At 44.1% G+C, this 19,985-nt stretch carries 20 protein-coding genes; 9 read left to right on the forward strand and 11 right to left on the reverse strand.

Annotated elements, in window-relative coordinates; translation table 11 throughout:
* Positions 1-185: 185 nt before the first annotated feature.
* Entirely contained in the window at positions 186-860 is a 675-nt protein-coding gene (locus ACVBIU_RS05220; RefSeq protein WP_447163231.1) for an OmpA family protein, read from the reverse strand.
* Positions 861-1,364: 504 nt separating this feature from the next.
* Here ACVBIU_RS05220 and ACVBIU_RS05225 point away from each other — a divergent pair.
* The gene (locus ACVBIU_RS05225; protein ID WP_447159647.1) at positions 1,365-1,580 is read left to right on the forward strand and encodes a transposase; all 216 of its coding nucleotides are present in this window, start codon (positions 1,365-1,367) and stop codon (positions 1,578-1,580) included.
* Positions 1,581-1,728: 148 nt separating this feature from the next.
* Here ACVBIU_RS05225 and ACVBIU_RS05230 read toward each other — a convergent pair whose 3' ends face one another.
* The 5 genes from ACVBIU_RS05230 to ACVBIU_RS05250 all read right to left on the reverse strand — a co-directional run bounded on the left by ACVBIU_RS05230 (position 1,729) and on the right by ACVBIU_RS05250 (position 8,039).
* Positions 1,729-3,096: a hypothetical protein gene (locus tag ACVBIU_RS05230; RefSeq protein WP_447159648.1), complete on the reverse strand. Its 1,368-nt coding sequence runs from the start codon at positions 3,094-3,096 to the stop codon at positions 1,729-1,731.
* Between the two features lie 244 nt (positions 3,097-3,340).
* Positions 3,341-5,002 carry an FG-GAP repeat domain-containing protein gene (locus tag ACVBIU_RS05235; protein ID WP_447163232.1) on the reverse strand — a complete coding sequence of 554 codons (1,662 nt, stop codon included), beginning with the start codon at positions 5,000-5,002 and terminating at the stop codon, positions 3,341-3,343.
* 123 nt (positions 5,003-5,125) lie between these two features.
* Positions 5,126-5,578, reverse strand: a complete 453-nt coding sequence (locus ACVBIU_RS05240; RefSeq protein ID WP_447163233.1) for a GtrA family protein — start codon at positions 5,576-5,578, stop codon at positions 5,126-5,128.
* Entirely contained in the window at positions 5,563-6,948 is a 1,386-nt protein-coding gene (locus tag ACVBIU_RS05245) for an ArnT family glycosyltransferase (RefSeq protein ID WP_447159651.1), read from the reverse strand. The genes ACVBIU_RS05240 and ACVBIU_RS05245 overlap by 16 nt, the downstream gene beginning before the upstream one ends.
* Before the next feature lie 35 nt (positions 6,949-6,983).
* On the reverse strand, positions 6,984-8,039 hold the full coding sequence (locus tag ACVBIU_RS05250; RefSeq protein WP_447159652.1) for a glycosyltransferase family 2 protein: 1,056 nt from the start codon (positions 8,037-8,039) through the stop codon (positions 6,984-6,986).
* A 130-nt stretch (positions 8,040-8,169) separates the two neighbouring features.
* On the opposite strand from ACVBIU_RS05250, the gene ACVBIU_RS05255 reads away from it, so the two are divergent.
* On the forward strand, positions 8,170-8,856 hold the full coding sequence (locus ACVBIU_RS05255) for a response regulator transcription factor (RefSeq protein ID WP_447163234.1): 687 nt from the start codon (positions 8,170-8,172) through the stop codon (positions 8,854-8,856).
* A complete protein-coding gene (locus tag ACVBIU_RS05260; RefSeq protein WP_447163235.1) occupies positions 8,853-10,199 on the forward strand; it encodes a sensor histidine kinase in 1,347 nt (448 codons plus the stop codon). The genes ACVBIU_RS05255 and ACVBIU_RS05260 overlap by 4 nt, the downstream gene beginning before the upstream one ends.
* Before the next feature lie 82 nt (positions 10,200-10,281).
* On the opposite strand, the gene ACVBIU_RS05265 is transcribed toward ACVBIU_RS05260, so the two are convergent.
* Positions 10,282-10,860, reverse strand: a complete 579-nt coding sequence (locus ACVBIU_RS05265; RefSeq protein ID WP_447159655.1) for an esterase/lipase family protein — start codon at positions 10,858-10,860, stop codon at positions 10,282-10,284.
* Between the two features lie 231 nt (positions 10,861-11,091).
* Between ACVBIU_RS05265 and ACVBIU_RS05270 the strand changes: the two genes are divergently transcribed.
* The 4 genes from ACVBIU_RS05270 (at position 11,092) to ACVBIU_RS05285 (ending at position 15,379) form a co-directional block, all read left to right on the forward strand.
* Positions 11,092-12,129, forward strand: coding sequence for a class I SAM-dependent rRNA methyltransferase (locus tag ACVBIU_RS05270; RefSeq protein ID WP_447163236.1), 1,038 nt, complete (start codon positions 11,092-11,094; stop codon positions 12,127-12,129).
* A 368-nt stretch (positions 12,130-12,497) separates the two neighbouring features.
* Complete coding sequence (locus ACVBIU_RS05275) at positions 12,498-13,667, forward strand: MFS transporter (protein WP_447159657.1); 1,170 nt, start codon at positions 12,498-12,500, stop codon at positions 13,665-13,667.
* A gap of 197 nt (positions 13,668-13,864) precedes the next feature.
* A complete protein-coding gene (rlmC, locus tag ACVBIU_RS05280) occupies positions 13,865-15,019 on the forward strand; it encodes a 23S rRNA (uracil(747)-C(5))-methyltransferase RlmC (protein WP_447159658.1) in 1,155 nt (384 codons plus the stop codon).
* 150 nt (positions 15,020-15,169) lie between these two features.
* Complete coding sequence (locus ACVBIU_RS05285; RefSeq protein WP_447159659.1) at positions 15,170-15,379, forward strand: TOBE domain-containing protein; 210 nt, start codon at positions 15,170-15,172, stop codon at positions 15,377-15,379.
* Between the two features lie 155 nt (positions 15,380-15,534).
* On the opposite strand, the gene ACVBIU_RS05290 is transcribed toward ACVBIU_RS05285, so the two are convergent.
* The 4 genes from ACVBIU_RS05290 to ACVBIU_RS05305 all read right to left on the reverse strand — a co-directional run bounded on the left by ACVBIU_RS05290 (position 15,535) and on the right by ACVBIU_RS05305 (position 17,750).
* Complete coding sequence (locus ACVBIU_RS05290; RefSeq protein WP_447159660.1) at positions 15,535-15,858, reverse strand: hypothetical protein; 324 nt, start codon at positions 15,856-15,858, stop codon at positions 15,535-15,537.
* Between the two features lie 110 nt (positions 15,859-15,968).
* Complete coding sequence (locus ACVBIU_RS05295; protein ID WP_447163237.1) at positions 15,969-16,484, reverse strand: NifB/NifX family molybdenum-iron cluster-binding protein; 516 nt, start codon at positions 16,482-16,484, stop codon at positions 15,969-15,971.
* Positions 16,481-16,777 (reverse strand): DUF134 domain-containing protein, encoded by a 297-nt coding sequence (locus ACVBIU_RS05300; protein ID WP_447159662.1) that lies wholly within the window; start codon positions 16,775-16,777, stop codon positions 16,481-16,483. The genes ACVBIU_RS05295 and ACVBIU_RS05300 overlap by 4 nt, the downstream gene beginning before the upstream one ends.
* 187 nt (positions 16,778-16,964) lie before the next feature.
* Positions 16,965-17,750 (reverse strand): AraC family transcriptional regulator, encoded by a 786-nt coding sequence (locus ACVBIU_RS05305; protein ID WP_447163238.1) that lies wholly within the window; start codon positions 17,748-17,750, stop codon positions 16,965-16,967.
* Between the two features lie 110 nt (positions 17,751-17,860).
* Here ACVBIU_RS05305 and ACVBIU_RS05310 point away from each other — a divergent pair, with 110 nt between their 5' ends.
* The gene (locus tag ACVBIU_RS05310) at positions 17,861-18,985 is read left to right on the forward strand and encodes a multidrug effflux MFS transporter (protein ID WP_447159664.1); all 1,125 of its coding nucleotides are present in this window, start codon (positions 17,861-17,863) and stop codon (positions 18,983-18,985) included.
* A gap of 287 nt (positions 18,986-19,272) precedes the next feature.
* A complete protein-coding gene (locus ACVBIU_RS05315) occupies positions 19,273-19,941 on the forward strand; it encodes a YoaK family protein (protein WP_447163239.1) in 669 nt (222 codons plus the stop codon).
* The last annotated feature ends 44 nt before the right edge of the window (positions 19,942-19,985 follow it).

Below are 19,985 nucleotides of genomic sequence, written 5' to 3' on the forward strand. Positions count from 1 at the left end.
CAGACAAGACAAAAAGTCTCATCCCCCCTCATATTACTGCCGCCATAAATCATAGCAGTCTTAGAGACCGACTTTAGCTCAATTTCATATATTGATAGGAATAAATAACACCGACACGACAGCAGGTTAGGACATAAAAAAGCCACTCAAGAGTGGCATTAATTCAACGCATTAACGATTGCACGTTATGCGTTTGGCATCGGGCTTAAAATAATCTCTACACGACGATTTTCAGCGCGACCTTGTTTCGTTTGATTCGAAGCAATTGGCTTTGACTCACCCATACCATGTGAAGCAACTCGCTGCGCTGGTACCTTTTGATGAGTTATGTAGTTCGCCACCTCACTCGCACGCACTTGCGATAACCTTAAGTTATATGACTCGGCGCCAGAACTATCAGTATGGCCCATTACATTTAACTTGGTTTCATCATATTCAAGCGCGACCAACACAACGCTATTTAGCACTTGCTGAGCACGCTGACTTAAGTCCGTTTGATCGACACCAAACGTCACGTCATTTGGCATATTAAGGATAATGTTATCACCGCTACGTGTCACACTGACACCAGATGATTGCAGCTGCTTACGAAGCTCAGCTTCCTGCACATCCATGTAGTAACCAATACCGCCACCTAATGCAGCGCCCGACGCAGCACCGATCAATGCACCTTTACCGCGATCGTTTTTACTTGAAGACGCAACGCCAATCGCCGCACCAGCAATAGCACCAATCAGGGCGCCGTTGGTCGCTTTAGCATTTTGAGATTCGTTGGAATAAGGATTAGTTGTTTGACAACCAGACACCATCATGGCGGCGATAAGGCCACCAGCAAGATAAGAACTACGCTTTACGCTCATTTGAACCACTCCCAACCACTTGTGTGAGTCACAAAAGCGGCCACTTATAAGTTGTATTTGCAAAGCAGTATATAAACCACAGCAAATTAGACAATGGACTCGCTTGTTAAGTGATTCAAAATCGAGCAATTAACACTGAATTAATAGCGTAGCCAATAGCCTCTGCCGTAGCGCAGCTCTGCTGTCCCCCGACATATCTACGCACCAATATAGTGCGCACGCGCACCATTTTTGAGCAAGATTTCGCAGGTTCCATGCATAACAGTAAGCTCGGCAAATTTAACCTTATGAAATGTAATGATTTTAAATATATTGCGGCTTTGGCATATGTTAAGCATATATATTATTGAGTATTCACAGACACTAAAAAAATAATAACAAACTCTGTTTCGTGAGTAACGACAAGGTCAAGCTAGACAACCTTGCCATGGGAACTCCGTCACCACGCTCAAAGACGTCCAAACCACTGATGTTTTAACATTAGAACTTAAAAAGAGAATGCCGATGGATGCTATGAACCTGAACCTTAAAGTTATCAACGAAGTCAAAAATAACGGCCGTTTGTTATCGGACGTTGCTAAAGATTATGGACTGTCGACAAAAACCGTTTATCACATTATTCATGAAAATGAGCGAGGTTCAAAATCAACTTCTTTGCCCATTATGCAACAGACCAAACAGCTCGCTTTACGTATAAAGCAGCTACTCGGTCGTCGTTAAATTAACAGGCTGTACCCTGTTAAAGCAGAGGCGGGAAACACTATTTTTCGCCCCAACGAAATCAAAAAATTAACGCGCTAACTCTATTCAAATAAAATACGCTTAATGTGATTTTCGCCTCTGCACCCCATCATTAATCCATTAGCAACTATTGAAAGGTTGTCAGTCGATAGCCCAGAGACTCATCATCATCTTTGTTTAGCACCATGGTGTAATTCCCCGCTTGACTAAATTGCACAACATCTGACTGATACAATAAAGTTAATGTGTCATTTTCATCTTCAAAAACCACACTAATTTCATAGTCATCAGAAGGTAAGCTAATCACGCCTAGCTCAGTGAACTCGAGTCCTGTAAGCTTGTATTGGGCAGACTCAATCGTCTCGCTTGCTCGTACAAAATAGATCATCAATTCGTCAAAATCAGAGACCAAATTGGCCAAACTAATCTGGTGCTCATAGGCTCTTGGACGATGATCGTGACTGATGGTCATGCCATTGGTTTGGCCCATTTCATCTTCATACAATAAAATGGACTTGCTTTCGTCTTGATTGAAGGTCACCAATAGATTATTTGCAAGAACAGCGTTCGTTGTACTGTCGACAATACTCACGCCATAATCGTTATAGCCAATGTCCTTAAATTCTGTGAGTTGGTTTTGATTCAGATCATAAAGATATTGCGACTCTTCGTTACTCACAATCTGCGCATTGATTGTATGAGTCGCATTTAACCCGTTAAAGAAGCGAAACTCTGCATTGGCATCAATATTTGCGTGCGTTTCAGGCGTCCCTGTAGAATCAACATTATCGACCGTCAGCTTAGGAACCCCAGGGCCAAAGCTATTGCGAATAATTAATTTATACACAGTGTTAGCATTCAGTTCGAGTGTCGCGGTGGTATAAATTGGTACTGTTTCCCCGCTTTTAGTGAGGTAGAGTACATATTCTCCGGTATCGTACATCTGCTCAGTGGTGTGCTCTTTGTAATTAAGAGAATCAAGCATTACTGCTGAGCCAAACTCCTCACCTTGTTTGGCAAAATACAGATCAAAACTAGGCTCTCCCATCGCAGCATGTGCAACTAACACCTGCATCTTACTGTAATCACCACTTTCATCATTATTAAGTTCATCCATTTCGCTACGGTTATAGTTAATATCGACAAACTCGGGCTCGCTATAATCTCCAACTAGCATAAACAGATGGTTTTCAGTGTTACCCAACTCAACAATCGACTGATAGAGGGATTGCTCATCATTTGTCGCATCAAACCCTGTAATTTCTAACTCTACGTTCCCCGTCAGATACTCATATCTAGGCATAGTATCGGCGTATTCAACGTCGGAGTATGGATAGTCATCCAATACTAACCTTGTCGCAGTGCTATTTGGCGAAGCATTATAATATTGGATATAACTACTGTTGCTGCTTGATTCATTATCATCAGAGCTACAGCCTGCCATGCTTAGCAATACTAATGACAAACCAGCGCCTGCCCACCGTGTAAATTTCATTTATCTTCCTTAACTAATTAGCAATAAGTGCGCTACTTATGACACTCAAAATACGTCAAGAACTGTCAGATTGTGAAATGAACAGCAAGGCTTTGAATAGCTTTGTAAACTTGTGTGAGTTTTCGAAAATATGCCTGTAAAACGGCAAGATTGAACAGATAAATGGTCAGGAAACGCATTTCAGAAACAAAAAAGCAGCCTTACTAAAGCCGCTTATTTATGGGGTAAATATCAATCGGACGAGCTAACTTGCCAATAACACTCTAAATTGATTCGCGAGTTTCTTATCGTCTTGTCGACCATATTTGATCAACAGATCCTCTCGACCATCACCGTTAAGATCTTCTGTCTTTAACATGCCACCTTCGACAGGGAGTTTAAGCTCATGCTTTTGTGCGTCACGGCTAAACAAGCTATCACCGCGCTGGCCTAAATAGACTTTCAAGGTCGACTCATCATCAGACAGCAACAGATCTTTTAAACCATCACCATTGAGATCGGCCAGCTTCACCACTGGGCTACCGGTTTGTCCCGAGCTCAAACTAAAATTAAGCTCTACCTCTTTAGTGACGTTTGAGTCATCACTAAAACGACCATTCGAGTCCATCTTAAACAGATGAACATCTTGGTCTATACTGCCCGACAGTAATGCGCCGATAATTTGCGACACTCCAATATCGAAGCCAGCAACCATCACTTCATCTTTATCGTCATTATCGATATCGATAAACTCCAAGCCCGTTAATGTCCCCTCAGCCCTAACAACACTGCTAGCCACCTTCGGGAAAGCTAACTTTCCTTGCTTGTTTTCCCCCAGATAGATCTCATAATCGTTAACTCTATCGAACACGCCGCTGCTCTTGGTATAACGGATCACCATATCGGTGATACCGTCATTATTGAGATCTTTAAGCTCTTCGACTTTGCGGTACACCAGCTCACTTTGATCTAATTGCTCTCCATAAGCATCACGCTTATTCCACCAGTCAATTCCGCTGATAGGCTGGCTCACCGAAATAAACTCAGCAATAGGATCAAAGCCCCGAACACCTTCTGAAGTATTTCTACGTTCTAGGCTTTGAGCTTCGACTTGAGTTTCATTTTTGGCTTGAATTCTCGCTTGAGCTTTGCTTTGAACGCTGCTTTGAATTTTGACTTTAGCTTGAGCATTGGCTTGAGTTTCTATGCCAGCTTGAGTCTGCTTATAAACTTCCAGCTCCCCCTCACCAATTTTGACGATATCGACCAAACCATCGAGATCAATATCACTGACATAAAGTGTAGACTGAGTATAAGTCGCGCCATCATCAAACAAACGAGACTGAGGTTTAATCGGCAGAGTTTGGCGCACAAAACCTTGTTCTGCGGCCAAGAAAAGGTGTACTTGATTAAAGTCATGGATCAAGATGTCATCGCGTTGATCGCCATTAAGATCCTCAATAAACTCACCACGACTAATAAAGTCAGGCCGATCTTTAAATGATAAAGAATCGATGTTAGCCACAGCTTCAATCTGCAATTGTCCGACACGATCATTATTAACCAATACTTGCAGCTTATCTTGAGAAAGAAAATATAGCTGCTGCAGTTCACCAGCCTGATACTGCGTGATATCAAAACTGTGCAGCATTTGAGGCAACTCAAGCTTAAAGGCCAGCGTATATTGACCCTGTTCGAGTTTATAGATAGCCATCCAGCGATGGCTCAAGCCATCAACGCCAAATGCAACTAACTCTTTACCCGGTTGCGATAACAGGTCGGCAGCGATAATCGGGTGAGTTAACTCAAAAGGCGCGTTAATGGTAGATTCGGTAAAGCTCAACGTCGAATTAGCACTAACATTGAATGATAAGCAGCCCCCGAACAAAGCCGAGGCCGTAATAAATCCTTTGCAAACTGACCTCATATTGAAGCGCTCCATACAGTCCCTATCTCATCATGATTATCCTGTCTCTGAAACTAGCGGTTTTCCCAGCAGAGTAAAACCACTAGTTAACAGTTTGTAACATAAGGAGCCGCTAATTCAGAATTAATCAGCTTTAACGCCTTTAAAGCTCCAATAGTTAGCGCCTAACCAATTAATTATCAGTCCAGCCAACACGCCAGAGGCAAAACTAATAAAAGTATTTATCGCCCCCCAGCCTAGGAGAAAGGTCAATAAGTAAAATACCGATAGGTTTAACATCGCAGCGATACTCCCCACCGTCATAGACATAAATAGTTGGCGCATATGGGGGGCTTGATGACGCCCCCTAAATGTCCAGTATCTATTCACAAACCACGACAATATTACCGCAGCAGCAAACGCAGCGACTCTTGCTGGGAGCAAGGGCAATGCGAGGATGTTCACTAGCCCAAAAAATACGCTTGCATCGAAAATAAATACGCCGCCACCAACAATAAGAAAACGTAGTAGCGGTTGGTTTTCGAGCCCCAATGAAGCGCGCTTTGACGGCATATTCATGCTTAACGACGATGGCACTTGAGCAGCCCTCGATATTTATTACTCGCCACTTTAACGCAGCGAGAGAACGCTGGTTCAGTCAGCTTTTCATTGCTTAAAACGAGATAAAAAGTGCTCTCACTAACTTGCTTCATACTGTTGATTTTGGCCGCTTGACCAGCACTGTAAAAACGTGCTGAAAACGGTTGTTTCTGCCAATAATATGTTGCTAATGCATCGCTACGCTGGGCCAATAACCAGCGCTCACTCTTGTCTTTTCCTGCTCCAAAATGAAGTACAAAAGTGGTGGCCACCAGCAATACGGGAATACATAGAGCAATAATATTTAATCCCGGTAGTTTGCTCTTACGCCACGCGTATCCAAGCAACAAGGCTAAAGCTGGGATCCCAGGTAGCACATAAGCCGGAAGAATATTGCCTGCTAAAGTAAATAGCAGCATAGGAGCGATCATCCAGCAGACTAAATAGCCCACAAGTCCACAGGCTGGCTCACTAGCCCCCTCTTGAGTTTGCTTACCTTTAATCTCTGTCGCTATTTTGTAGAACGCTCTAGGTAAAAACAGTGACCACGGCATGGCAGCTACAACGAAGTAAAACCAGATAGTTCCTCTCACTTCATCATGAGCCGAGCCATATAGATCTCCTTTCCAGCCGCTATCAACAAATCTAGACCAGTGCTCTCCCACAAGAAAATAGTTAAGGAATCCTGGCGTTGCCTGCTCTGCAATCACATACCAAGGTAGCGCGATGGCTAGCATTAACAAGGTGCCTGTTAACAATGGAGTACGCTGCCACAATTCTCGCCACATTCTTATTGGCCCATATTGCCATAGCAGCCACAGGCCAACTCCTATCGAAAACAACACCAAAGCCACAGGCCCCTTGGCAAGTAAACCAATAGCTAACCCAATAAAAGCCAAATAGCCCCAGACTTTGCCCCCTTGCCAGCACAGATAAAATCCGCCCATAGCGAGGGTCAGCCCAAGGGTGAGTGCCATATCGGTCATCACGGCCCCCGCACTGATGGTAAATACCACAGTAGAAGCTAAGATAATCAATATTGAAATAACTGGTAGGCGTAGCCGTTTCGCAAAGGCTGCCACGACAACCAGTGTCAACATCGCTGCCAACCAATGGGGAAAGCGTACCGCAAACTCGTTAACCCCGAATGCCAATATCGATCCCGCACTCAACCAAGTGTGCAGTGGCGGTTTCCCCCAGAAGGGAACATGATAATCAAACAACGGGGTCACCCAGTTCCCCGTCTCTACCATTAAACGGGCCATCTCACCGTACCGTGCTTCGGTAGTATCCATGAGTGGATACCAAGGCAATAGCAGCAGTCGAGTTAACACCACCAATAACAGTACAGTAATACCTTTATACATATCCCGAGTTTTGCCTACCTCACAAGCCTGAAGCATTACTTGGCCTCCAGGTAACTAACATTATCTTTTTGAGCTCCATTAAAGGAAGGAGCCTGGAGGGTTCTCGCTTTCACCTGCGCTAAGGATTGCCTGTAAGCCACCTCTTCGATTAAATACAGTGGTCTTTGCTTTACTTCAACAAACACCCTGCCAAGATATTCACCAATTAAACCAAGTGCGAGCAGTTGCACACCGGCAAGCGCCAATTGCACCACCATCAAAGACGGGTAACCCGCAACACTTTCGCCAAAAACAAGCGTGTTCGCCACGATCCAGCCGCCATAAATAAACGCACTCAGTGCAGTAAATACTCCGCACCAAGTTGCGAGCCTTAGTGGTTTAAAGCTAAAAGATGTAATGCCGTCCATCGCTAAACCAAATAACTTGCCATAATTCCATTTCGTTTCACCAACAAAGCGTGGATCACGGTCAAACTCTAAGGTCTTTTGTGAGAAACCGGGCCAGCTAAACAAGCCTTTCATAAAGCGGTTACGTTCCGGTAGCATCTTAATACTGTCTACCACCTGACGGCTCATTAGCCTGAAATCACCCACGTTTTCGGGCACTGGTGAATCTGAAACCCAATTCATCAGTTTGTAAAAACAACCTGCAGAGAAACGCTTAAACCAAGTCTCTCCCAAGCGCTTTTTACGTTTCATGTTGACTATCTCATACCCGGCGCGCCACTGCGCTAACATAGCAGGGATCAGCTCTGGCGGATCTTGCAAGTCAGCATCAAGCATAATCACCACTAACCCTCTTGCATGATCAATACCTGCTGACATCGCTGCTTCTTTGCCAAAATTACGACTCAATTTAATACATTGATATTCGTTATCAACCAGAGGTAATTGGCTCACGAGTTGCCAAGAATCATCATGACTGCCATCGTCAACAAATACGATTTCACTGCTATCATCAAGTTCAGATAACACCTTAGTTAATCGCTCAATTAAGGGAGTAATCATAAGAGATTCATTAAATAACGGCACTACAACTGACAAGCAAATCTCAGCACCACTCAGGTTTTTATGGGATGAAGAGTAAGGCATAAGTTTATCCAGCTACTACGAATGTGTTCGTAGCATGCCTAACCTCAAGTCGAAAAAATGTCATTGACATTTTTTCGACATAAAAAGTGCTAAAATCACCGCATATACAGCAGTAACAACCCTATAGATAATGACAATAAAATTACTGATAATTGAAGATAACAGCGATGTTGCAGGGATCCTCGGCGATTACTTTGAAGCGCAAGGAATGGAACTCGATTTTGCCGACAATGGTGAACTTGGACTGTCACTTGCACAAGCCTTCGATTTTGATGCCATTATTCTCGATCTGATGCTGCCAAAACTCGATGGATTAAGTCTTTGCAAAGCACTCCGCTCACTAGGGTGCAGCACCCCCATTTTAATGCTTACCGCGTTAGATAATAAAACCGACTTACTCAACGGTTTTGATTGTGGCGCCGATGACTACTTAGGCAAACCTTTTGATCTAGATGTTGTCGATGCTCGCTTAAAGGCATTGATAAAGCGACATCGTGGCCAAGTGGCTCAAGGCAGCTTAAAGTTTGGCGATATTGAAATTAACATCGCCAAGCATCAAGCAACGCGACAAAAGATGCACTTAGCGCTGACACCAATTACCTATCAAATTTTGTTACTGCTAATCAAAAACGCGCCTAATATCGTAAAACGTGAGCAGATCATTGAGGAAATATGGGGCCAGTCACCACCCAGCAGCGATATATTACGCAGCCATATGTATCAGCTTCGCAATCAGTTAGATAAACCATTTAAACAGCCCATGCTCGCCACAATACCGAAGGTAGGCTTTCGGCTACAAAAAGGAGAGGAGATTTGATACACCGCCTGCTCCACAGAGTCCCATCGGCATCGAGTTTGCCGCATAAATTGCTACTCTATTTTAGTACCATAGCCTTATTCATCGGACTATCCATCTATATCTCTATGCTAAGCCTGATGCAGTGGATTGAAGATGAAGTGAATCAACATGAACTAGAGGCAAGCGCGCCTTTTGCCATAAGCCTATTTCAACAGGGGGCTAAACAGCCGCTAAAAATTGGCTTACATGTACAAGCCTACTATTCCCATGAGCTCATACCTGAGCAGTATGGCGATTTAAGCCAATTTCCCAGAGGATTTTCAGGTGAAGTCGTCGATCGTGAGGCAGCAGGGATATTGCACGAAATATTCAGCTTCAAGCTTTTTGAAGATGACTCTCTTAGCCAACATCAAGAGATCTTCTTATACCGCAATGAATTTAAACTAGATGGAAAAGTACAGCCGCTGTACTTAATTATGCCTGCGGAAAATGTTGAGTTGAGCGATAGCAAGTGGCAATCAATAAACCTATTTGTGCTCAGCTTTATCTGCGTACTTTTTTTGTTATTTGGCTTTGCCATTCATAAGCTCAGCCGCCGCTTAGTTGAACCCGTGGAACAATTGAGCAAGCAGCTCAAGTCTCCCAGTAAGCACCCTAAGTTTACGGTCCCAGCACAATCTGCGACAGAGTTTAGCGAACTCGCCCATAGCCTAAACGACTATCGTCAGCAAAATGAGATGATGATAAAACAAGAGCAAGCCTTTGCCCGCTACGCTAGCCATGAGCTGCGTACCCCGCTGACAGTGGTTTGTGGAGCAGCAAAGCTGCAAGAGCAAAATGATTCTCCTGAGTTTCAAGCACGCCAACGAGACCGCATCCAACGTTCAGCCCATGATATGCAGCACACGGTCGATGCCTTATTAAGCTTAGTCAAACAAGACAAAGGTACTGAAAGTCACGATTTTAGAGCACTGCAACTCAAAGAAATTGAGCAGGTTATCGCGTCTTTATCACTGTTAGCCGAGTCAAAGCAAATTGCGCTGCTGCTTGATTTTAAACAATCTCCCCAGATCAAACCTAGCCCTGCCGTACTGCGGATGTTACTTAGTAACCTTATCAGTAACGCCATCAATGCTAGCGACGCTGGTGAAATAACAATTTGTGTCGATAAACACCAAATAGAAATAACCGATACCGGTCGCGGGCTGAACTCCTCTGAAAATAACGGTATAGATGGGCATGGATTGGGGCTGTTAATTGTCGACAGCTTATGTCAGCGCTATCAGTGGCAATTTAGCTTAGTGGATATCAAGCCTCGGGGTTGTCGGGCAAGTTTAACCTTTCCAGCCGCCTCAGCATAACGGCGCATACTTGCTCCGTTAATGACTTGTTCGTGTAGCAAGTCATTATCGGTATAACTATTTGGTTTACAGCCTGGTTCATTCAATCGCAAGTCATTTTATTACAGATCTCTTTCGCAATACGCCGACTAAAAATCACCGACAAATGCAAAATAATGATGAAGCTTTTGTTTTCAGCAACTCGCCAACAAGAACTAGAGCTGGGTACAATCGTAAAATCGATGGGCGTCCAGTAAGAATAGAGCTTAACCCCAGCTAAAAGGGTTTCAGACTCGGCAAGTTCAGCAAGCAAGCGACTATTAGGCCTTAGCTGCTTAACGCCCATAGAAGGGTATGGTAGGTACGCTAAATAGCTGCCATTGTGAGGCGTAGATAGGCTAAAGAACTGACTCACTCGCCGAGCACCGCCTAGATGCTGCAAGTAATAACGCCCAACAATGCCTCCCATGCTAAAGCCGACTAACACTATCTCGGCGTCAACACCAAAATACTCATCAATTTGTTGCCTCAAATTTTGGGCGGCATGCTCAATACCATGGCGGCCATCAAAAGGGCTAATCGTTGGCGAAAAGCACTCATGCCCAGAGGCTTGCAGTCTTTTTTGCAGCAAGCGCATCACATGACCCGTATTAAAAATACCATGTACTAACACCACTTTCATCCGCTTACTCCCTAGCTAGACTCAATGACAACGTAGCACTTTCAATGCTTATTTGTGCGTCAATTTCCTATCCGAGTCAAATCTTATCAGCCCATATACTCATACTAATTGGTATAAGTCACCAAAGCCTTACTCTCATCGCCTTAGCTTTAAGATTGAGGGTATTTATTAATGCAATTTTGCTATCATTGACTGTCACCTCTGACCGTATTTCAAATGAGCCCAATATTTATGTCGGTAACTACATCGAACCCAACCGCTTTATCCGTTTCTCAAGCATTGAGTCAAGCCATTGCCAAGCGAGCTGATTTCTTACAGCGCTCTGCAGCGCAGCAAACTGATTGTTACCGTATCTTCCACGGTACGGTTGAAGGCTGTAATGGACTCAATATTGATCGTTACGGTAATGCATGGCTCATTCAAAGTTTTCACCAATCACTGACTGAAGATGAGTTAGCAGATGTGACAGAGCAGCTGATGGTGCTAGCTGAACAACCGGTGATCTATAACGATCGTTCAGATAAGAACTCTCGCGTACTGAACCCATTAACTGAGCAATTGCAAGAATTCGCAACCAGCGAACAACAGATGCAAGAGAATGGCATTCAATTTACCACCAAGCTGCGCCATGAAGGTCAAGACCCACTGCTGTTTTTAGATATGCGTATCGGCCGTGAATACGTTGCAGCAAACAGCCAAGGTAAGACGGTACTAAACCTGTTTTCTTATACTTGCGGTATCGGTACTGCGGCTGCAGTAGGTGGTGCTAAGCGCGTGGTTAACGTCGATTTTTCTTCTTTCGCCCTAGCCGCTGGCCGTAAAAATGCAGCCTTAAACCAAGCTGAGGATGTATGTGAATTTATTCAAAGTGATGCTTTTCCTGCCTTACGACAATTTGCAGGCCTTAAAGTGGGCGGTCGCCGCAACCAAAAGCTGCCCTCTTATCCAAAACTGAGTGCGACTCAATTTGACTTAGTGTTTCTCGACCCACCAAGATATGCCAAGAGTGCATTCGGCATTGTCGATCTCATTAATGATTACCAAGGCTTATTTAAACCCGCACTATTAACCACCAAAGCTGGCGGTACTATCGTGTGCTGTAACAATGTCGCTAAAGTTGACCGTAATACATGGTTTGAAAGCTTAGTGCGCTGTGTTGAAAAGCAAGGCCGAACAGTCACACAGTACACCTGGTTAGACTGTCATGCAGACTTTCCCTCATTTGATGGTAACCACCCATTAAAAATCGTAGCGCTGCAATTAAGCTAATACCTCTAAACCAGCTATAAACCAACCCTAAAAAGCGGCCTTAAAAGCCGCTTTTTAACCATCTATTAACCTATCCCCACTCAACCACCTATAAGTAAGCATTAACTTAAAAATAATAACCTACCCCTTGTCCCCTGAGGCTTCGCTATATAACATCCATTTAAAAGCGAAAAAAAGATAAAACAAAGCTAAAGCCATCAAAAGATAAATAAAGTAAAATCATAAAGATAGAGCAATAAAATCCGCAAAATACGTTTTTTATCAGTCCGTATATAAATTAAGCTTTACTTTCTATATTAAAAGCATAAAATCCGCCTCCAAAGACCAACACTCAAACTTTAATAACTATCAATCTATAGGAGATAAAGGTGGACATTTCTGCCTGCAAACCACACAAAAACAGTACGTTCGTACCTGTTGCTGGTTTATCATTTTTTGCTGTCGCATCTGGATTCTTAATGAGCCTTATCCCATTGTCATTAGCGTCATTTGGCATGGATAACTCATTGGTGGCGTGGTTAGCGAGCATCTTCTATTTGGGGATTTTAGTTGGTACAACTTGCATTCAAACTATCGTGGCTAAAGTCGGCCATCGATTTTCTTTGATGCTGTTTTTAGCCATGCTCACCCTAACCATCGTCGCTATGCTCGTCATGCCGACACCGACAGTTTGGTTAGTTGCAAGATTTATAGCAGGCTTTGCAGTAGCGGGGGTTTTTGTTGTTGTTGAGTCTTGGCTATTAATGGCTGATAACGCCAAGCAAAGAGCCAAACGCTTAGGACTGTACATGACCTCCCTTTATGGCGGTAGTGCACTTGGACAGCTGGCGATTGGGCCTTTAGGTGTTAATGGCGTCACCCCATTTTTATGGGTCATTGGCTTATTGATGTTGGCTATCTTGCCACCTCTTTTAGTCAAAAGAGGTCAGCCAGAAACACTAGAGCATCAAAAGATCAGCTTACGTGAAGTCAAGAAGATCAGCCTGCCTGCGATTATTGGCTGCCTTGTATCTGGCATGCTGTTAGGTCCTATTTACGGCCTAATGCCAAGCTATATTAATGGCCAATTTGCCAGTACAGAACGTACTGCGTTTTTAATGGCGGTGATTATTCTAGGCGGAATGCTAGTGCAGCCTTTAGTGAGCTATTTATCGACGAGGATCAGTAAGAGCCTGCTAATGGCATTGTTTTGCCTATTAGGTACTATCGGCATCGTCGGCATCGCCGATAGCGCATCTATCGCCTTTACAACAGCAAGCTACTTTATACTCGGTGCTAGCTGCTTTGCGCTATACCCTATCGCTATCACACTTGCTTGCGAGTCGATGGTGCTGGAAAAAATTGTGGCGGCAACAGAGTTAATGCTACTGAGCTACAGTGTCGGTTCGGTATTTGGCCCTATCATTGCTGAGCACAGCAGTAGCTCGGCGCACTCGTTGATCACCTACCTAGCGGTAGTATTAACGACTACGTCTATTTACATGCTGATTAAGAGCCTGCAAAACACCCGTAGCGGCCACACACCAGCTATTGGCTAATACCTAGCGTAAAATGCGATAAAAAGCGCAGCGAAAGCTGCGCTTTTGCTATCCAGCAACGCAATAAAATATCCCCTCCCAACTAAAGGGCGATTTTTTAGTGAAAAACCACTAAAATGCGCACTAGATGGCTATGTAAATTCGGTTATCGAGAATAGTCAGCATAAATTGTCACCTTCGATGTAGAGTACCTATCAGTGAAATGCGCCCACTTTGATCAACAACAGTGTCTATCTTGCCGCCATATTCAGCAGCCTATGTCTGCGCAAGTTGACGCAAAAACACAAGTCCTAACCCAGCTTCTTAGTGACTTTGAGGTTGAGCAATGGCATGCCCCTGTATTTGGGCCTGATAGTGGATTTCGTAATAAAGCTAAAATGGTCGTTCTGGGCGCCGCACACCAACCTATTCTAGGTATTGTCACGCCTTCGGGGGCACCTGTGAGCTTATGTGATTGCAGCCTATATCCTGACGATATGCAGCAGTTACTGCATCGACTTGAGTTGTTTGTACGCCAAGCAGGGATCCCTCCTTATAATGTTGATAAAGCTAAAGGTGAGCTTAAGTTTATTTTGCTTACCCGCAGCCAAGTCAAAGGTGAATATCTGCTGCGTTTTGTGCTCAACTCTCATAAATCTATCGAACGTATCGAGCGTGAACTCCCTAAATTAGTCGGTGAATATCCACAGATAAAAGTGGTTTCGGTAAATATTCAACCAATACATATGGCGATCCTCGAAGGTGAAGAAGAGATCTTCTTAACTGAAGAAACCCGCTTAGCCGAACAATTTAATGATGTGCCTTTATTTATTCGGCCAAAGAGCTTCTTCCAGACTCACCCTGAGGTCGCAGCAAAACTCTATCAAACAGCCAGAGAGTGGGTTGCCGAGCTTAAGCCCAACTCTTTATGGGATCTTTTCTGTGGTGTGGGTGGTTTTGGCTTGCACTGCGCTGCCAAAGACATTGCTCTAACTGGCATTGAAATCTCAAGCGAGGCCATTGCCTGTGCCAAGATATCGGCAGAGGCTATGGGGCTAACCCAAGTCGACTTTACTGCACTGGACTCTACTGATTTTGCTCACGGGCGTGATGCCAATGATAAACCCGATGTGGTTATCGTCAATCCGCCGAGACGAGGCATTGGGCAAAGCCTATGTGACTCATTATCTATGTTTGCCCCCAAGGCCATTCTGTATTCGAGCTGTAATCCACACACTTTGGCTAAAGATTTAGCCAATATTAAGGGCTACCGAATTCAAAAAGTGCAACTGTTCGATATGTTCCCCCATACCGACCATTTCGAAGTGTTGGTGATGCTGCTAAAAGAAGCATCACTAGATAATCATCGATAAATTAATAACATATGACCCATGTCTCAAAAAATAAGATATGGGGTAAGCAAATGCGACCTGATTCAAGTAAATGCGACATATTGTCCGTGACAGATACTAATTTGCCAATAAGAACTTTATAATAACTCCTTTATTATTAAGGATATACTTATGAAAATCAGCGCACGTAACGCCCTAAATGGTACAATCAAATCAATCGATGAAGGTTCAGTAAACAACGAAGTTGTTATCGAACTAGCACCAGGTGTTGAAATCACATCTGTTGTAACTAAAAAATCTTGTGAGCAACTAGGTCTAGTTGTTGGTGGTCAAGCATACGCGATCATCAAGGCAAGCAACGTAATGGTTGCTGTTGACTAAGCAATGGCTTAATAAAAAGCCGCAAACACGTCTGTGTTTGCGGCTTTTTTGTATCTTGATTTAGGTTTAGATTTAGATTTAGATTTAGATTTAGATTTAGATTTAGATTTAGATTTAGATTTAGATTTAGATTTATACCCATTCCAGCGAGGAAATTACAATCCAAACAAAGCCGTTATCGCGCCGATAATAATCAGCGATACGCCGGTTAAGATCATATATTTGACTCGGGTCGCCTGCTTGTAAGCTAACAATCCCGCATACTGAATATCAATATTCTCTGAATTTTCAAAGCCTCGACTCAAGGTCCAGGTAAATAGCGTCATACGGTCAAAAGAAGACATAAAGCTGCCTTGAGATCCAAGTAATGCATCCCATTGCGCTCTGTCATGCTGCTTCAGCACTCGGTTAAGTTCTGGTAAGCCCATAAAGGCAAGCCCCAGAAACATGATGATAAATCCCATTGCTATCACAGCCATAACGTCCTCCTTTGACGAAATACTGTTCTAAGATGGGATATTTTTCTAAAAATGTAAAGCGCTCAATTTGCATACAATTAAATACAAAATATCCCATAAAACCAAGTCACCTACTTTATGCTTCTAAAGCCTGCATATTGCACAACGCCTTGTTGGGCATTTACGCTCACTTTTTGAGGGTTCTTGAGCAACCTTGAGTCTAGACTATGACCTGCACTCGGTGTTGTACTGCAGCCACAACCACCACTCGCTCCGCCACAGCAGCCGCCTTTCTTCTCATGGTTAAGTGATGCGCGCCCTTGACTTGCATCCACTAGACGACGATTTAAATCCTTTGCTGTGCAAATCAGCTCCGCTAAATCGAGCGAGTTATCCGCTTTACTTACGCTAATGCCCGCATCAAGTAATTTGCCCAACATGCGCTCGCCAATATGCTGCACTATCACGATATCGGCTTTATGCTCGATAATGAGGTTTAACATGGCCTTTTTAGCACTACAGCCGCCATTAACCGCTGGGTTGTCATAACGAGCAATTAACTGCTGCTCATCATAAAAAGCGATTTCAGCGGCCTTGGTAAAGTGAGTAGCCAAACGATCTCGACTCATTGGAATTGCGATTATCATGGTAAATCCTTCTTCATGTTCTGAGGGAGTAAAAGCGCCTTTCCTTGAGTGACGGCTGTAGCAACCTTCTTGCGGGCACTCGCCAATAAATAACCGAATGTTTGCCTAGAGATCCCCATTGATGTCGCGGCATCGAGTTGACTCATTTTCAGTACATCACCTAAATTTAATGCTTCAAATTCATCAGCTTCTAATTGAATTTTTTCAAGTTCAGTCGATGCAATGCCATTGGGTTTAAATAAGCTACATGGCACGCAGCAGGAAAGATGACGACACTTCTTGGGTCTAGGCACTGTAAGACTCGCTTCGATTAGTGGATTTCGCTTCTACTGTTGTCAGTCACCGATGAGTGACGGCTGACATTATTGGCCTACGCCAACAACCTGATTATTAGACATCTGTTGCAGGTAAACTGTGGCTAAACTCACACTCAAAAATATTCAAACAGGCTAAATAATGCTTACTTATAAAAGCGTTACCTTAACTTTTGCAGTACTGACTTGGCGTATTCCCAAGGTGCTGTTTAAAAAAGCTAATAAATGCGCTATCACTGGCAAAGCCCAGTGAAAATGCGACTGTCGATACACTCTTACCCTCAGCTAAGCGTTCTATCGCGGCTTGCAAACGCCATTGCTGCCGCCAAGCCTGATAACTCATGCCTGTTTCTTTGCTAAAGATCCGTGAAATAGTTTTCTCACTGGCGCCAATCTCACTCGCCATCAACTTAAGCTGCTCTGCTTGATGCTTGCCTGCGTGTAGCTGCTGTAGCCAATGTTGTAAGCGCTTATCAGCGGGCATAGGCAGTGATAATTTTATCTCTTTAGCCAAATTGAGCTCTTCAATAAATAAGGCGATAATCGCCGCTTGCTGCTGACTTGGCATATCCCAAGACCACTTTGCCATTCGCTCAATCAAGGCCCCAAGTAGCGGGTTCACCCCTAGCAATTTAACCGTTTGAGGAAGCTCAGGAAAAACCTCAATATCGAAATAGATAGAACGATAGGCCACCACGTTACGCATCTTGGCGCAGTGCTCTACTCCAGCCGGGATCCAAGCAGCCTTTGTCGGTGGCAGCACACATTGACGCTTAACTAATCCCGCTTGGCATAACGTTATCGACATACATCCGCGTGGTGCATACAACAGCTGAGCTTTTTTATGGGAGTGCATTCCCGAATCATGCTGGCCCACATCGGCGGCGATACCAACAACATTCGCCACAACACGGTCTGCATCAAATCTGGTTTCATGATCAATTAATGCCATAAACGCTTCTGTCCGATTTTAGCTGTTTTTAGTCTTTATTATTGTAATAGAGCAAATCTGGCAGCGCTATACTCCGCTCGTAATTGAGCTATTAGCGTTTAGGAAAGAATATGAACAACAAACCGGAGATCGGGTTAATCACCGCCTTGATGATGTTTCCACAAATCGTCGAGACCATTTACAGCCCTGTATTGCCCAATATTGCTAGCGCCTTTGACGTCAGTGAACATGCAGCCTCTCAGACCCTATCCATTTACTTTATCGCTTTCGCCTTTGGCGTGGTTGTTTGGGGACGCTTAGCCGATGTAATAGGTCGCAGACCCGCTATGCTATTAGGCTTAATGAGCTATGGGATAGGCACTATTATTGCCCTTTACAGCGTGCACTTTGAATGGTTGCTACTTGCGCGCAGCCTGAGTGCATTTGGTGCAGCCGTAGGCTCTATCATTACTCAAACCATGCTCCGTGATAGCTTTCAAGGTCCGGAGCTGGCTAAGGTATTTTCTATCATGGGTATAGGCATTGGGGTTAGCCCTGTAGTTGGGCTAATTAGCGGCTCGGTACTCACGAGTATCTGGGGCTATCAGGGGGTCTTTAGCGCACTGGCATTACTGGCAGGAGTATTACTTGGGATATCTATTTGGCGCCTGCCTGAAACACAAGCTTCATCTAACAAAGCTCCGCCCTTACTTGCACTGAGTATCTGTATGGCAAAAGACCTAACCCTGTGGCGCAGCGCTGTATTGGTCGCAAGTTTTAATCTGATGTTATTTAGCTATTACTCTTTAGCACCTTTCATATTTAATCAACTGGGTTTTAGTACGACGCAATTTGGAACCAGCGGCATTGTTATCGCCCTAGCTGTACTGTGTGGTAGTGCTTTAAATAAGTTTTTACTCACTAAAGGCTGGCGGCCTGAGCGACTTATCTCCCTTGCTAGCCTGTTAGCTTTAGTTGGCGCTATAGGGGTTTGCTTAGGACAAAACAGCTTACTTTTTTTGTTGCCCATGGGCTTAACGGTAATCGGCTTTGGTATTGCGATCCCAAATATATTAAGCCAAGCATTAACCCAATATAAAGATGCTGCAGGCAGTGCTGGCGCACTCTTTGGTTTAGCTTATTACTTAATGCTAGGTGCTGGACTTGCGCTGGCTGCAATCAGCCATAACTTAGCTCAAGTGCTCTTGGCCAGTGCTGCACTCGCTTGTGGTCTATCATTCAAAAAACGCTATTAAGCAATAAGATTGTCTTTGATTGATGTGTAATAAAATAGGCTTAATTGCGACAGATAAAGTAATCGCATTAAAAAGTAGGCTCTCGCTGCAAGCCATCTGCCATCACGCAACTTTTGCGATCCAAGCAGCAGTTTAGTATGTTGATAATTGGCAAAATATAAGGTGCAAATTAAACCGTATGTCTCGAGCCGGTTTAACGCTCCCACGATCCTAATTTTCTGACCAATTGTCCGCATTCTTCTGCGCCCATAATAAGCGCTGTCGATGTGTGCAACTAAGGCTATACCGTGATTTCTAAACTACCTAAATGGGTTGAGTATGGCGCTTTCATTCTGGCTTTTACTGCGGGCAGCGTAAACGCCATCGGTTTACTGGGCTTTGAACATCAATCTGTATCCCACCTCTCTGGCACAGCCACTTTGGTGGGCACCCAGTTGTTAAGCTCATCACCTACAGTCCTGTTTCACCTGCTTGGAATATTAGCCAGCTTTACCCTTGGAGCAATGCTTTCTGGAGCATTTTTGTCCGGCAGCAGTGTCAAACTAGGCCGCCACTACGATACCCTGTTGCTCATTGAAGCTGGTTTCCTCCTATTTGCTATCTACTTACTGCAAGATGGCACCTATTACGGACACTATATGGCTTCAGCAGCTTGTGGTCTGCAGAACGCTCTGGCGACCACTTATAGTGGTGCCATCGTGCGTACCACGCACGTTACTGGCATTTTTACAGATTTGGGGATCATGCTTGGTGGCACCTTCAAGGGTGAGAAGTTCGACAAGCGCAAAGCCATACTGTTTCTGTTAATCATTGCAGGCTTTATCTCCGGTGGCACACTGGGCGCTTACCTATTTGCCAAGTTGCAGTTCTTCGCCCTACTTGCCCCAGCTGCTATCTGTATTGCACTGGCGATGAGCTACCGAGTTTATAAGGCTTTAAATCGCCCGAAGCCTTAATATCAGACCTTAGGTAACACCAAAGAAGAGTTGTTACCACTTTG

This window comes from Shewanella sp. 30m-14 (assembly GCF_052977125.1).

Bases quoted from the DNA above. Each gene is read 5' to 3' on its own strand.
- ACVBIU_RS05220 (WP_447163231.1), bottom strand. From the start codon at position 860: ATGAGCGTAAAGCGTAGTTCTTATCTTGCTGGTGGCCTTATCGCCGCC.
- ACVBIU_RS05225 (WP_447159647.1), top strand. From the start codon at position 1,365: ATGGATGCTATGAACCTGAACCTTAAAGTTATCAACGAAGTCAAAAAT.
- ACVBIU_RS05230 (WP_447159648.1), bottom strand. From the start codon at position 3,096: ATGAAATTTACACGGTGGGCAGGCGCTGGTTTGTCATTAGTATTGCTA.
- ACVBIU_RS05235 (WP_447163232.1), bottom strand. From the start codon at position 5,002: ATGAGGTCAGTTTGCAAAGGATTTATTACGGCCTCGGCTTTGTTCGGG.
- ACVBIU_RS05245 (WP_447159651.1), bottom strand. From the start codon at position 6,948: ATGTATAAAGGTATTACTGTACTGTTATTGGTGGTGTTAACTCGACTG.
- ACVBIU_RS05250 (WP_447159652.1), bottom strand. From the start codon at position 8,039: ATGCCTTACTCTTCATCCCATAAAAACCTGAGTGGTGCTGAGATTTGC.
- ACVBIU_RS05255 (WP_447163234.1), top strand. From the start codon at position 8,170: ATGACAATAAAATTACTGATAATTGAAGATAACAGCGATGTTGCAGGG.
- ACVBIU_RS05265 (WP_447159655.1), bottom strand. From the start codon at position 10,860: ATGAAAGTGGTGTTAGTACATGGTATTTTTAATACGGGTCATGTGATG.
- ACVBIU_RS05270 (WP_447163236.1), top strand. From the start codon at position 11,092: ATGTCGGTAACTACATCGAACCCAACCGCTTTATCCGTTTCTCAAGCA.
- ACVBIU_RS05285 (WP_447159659.1), top strand. From the start codon at position 15,170: ATGAAAATCAGCGCACGTAACGCCCTAAATGGTACAATCAAATCAATC.
- ACVBIU_RS05290 (WP_447159660.1), bottom strand. From the start codon at position 15,858: ATGGCTGTGATAGCAATGGGATTTATCATCATGTTTCTGGGGCTTGCC.
- ACVBIU_RS05295 (WP_447163237.1), bottom strand. From the start codon at position 16,484: ATGATAATCGCAATTCCAATGAGTCGAGATCGTTTGGCTACTCACTTT.
- ACVBIU_RS05305 (WP_447163238.1), bottom strand. From the start codon at position 17,750: ATGGCATTAATTGATCATGAAACCAGATTTGATGCAGACCGTGTTGTG.
- ACVBIU_RS05310 (WP_447159664.1), top strand. From the start codon at position 17,861: ATGAACAACAAACCGGAGATCGGGTTAATCACCGCCTTGATGATGTTT.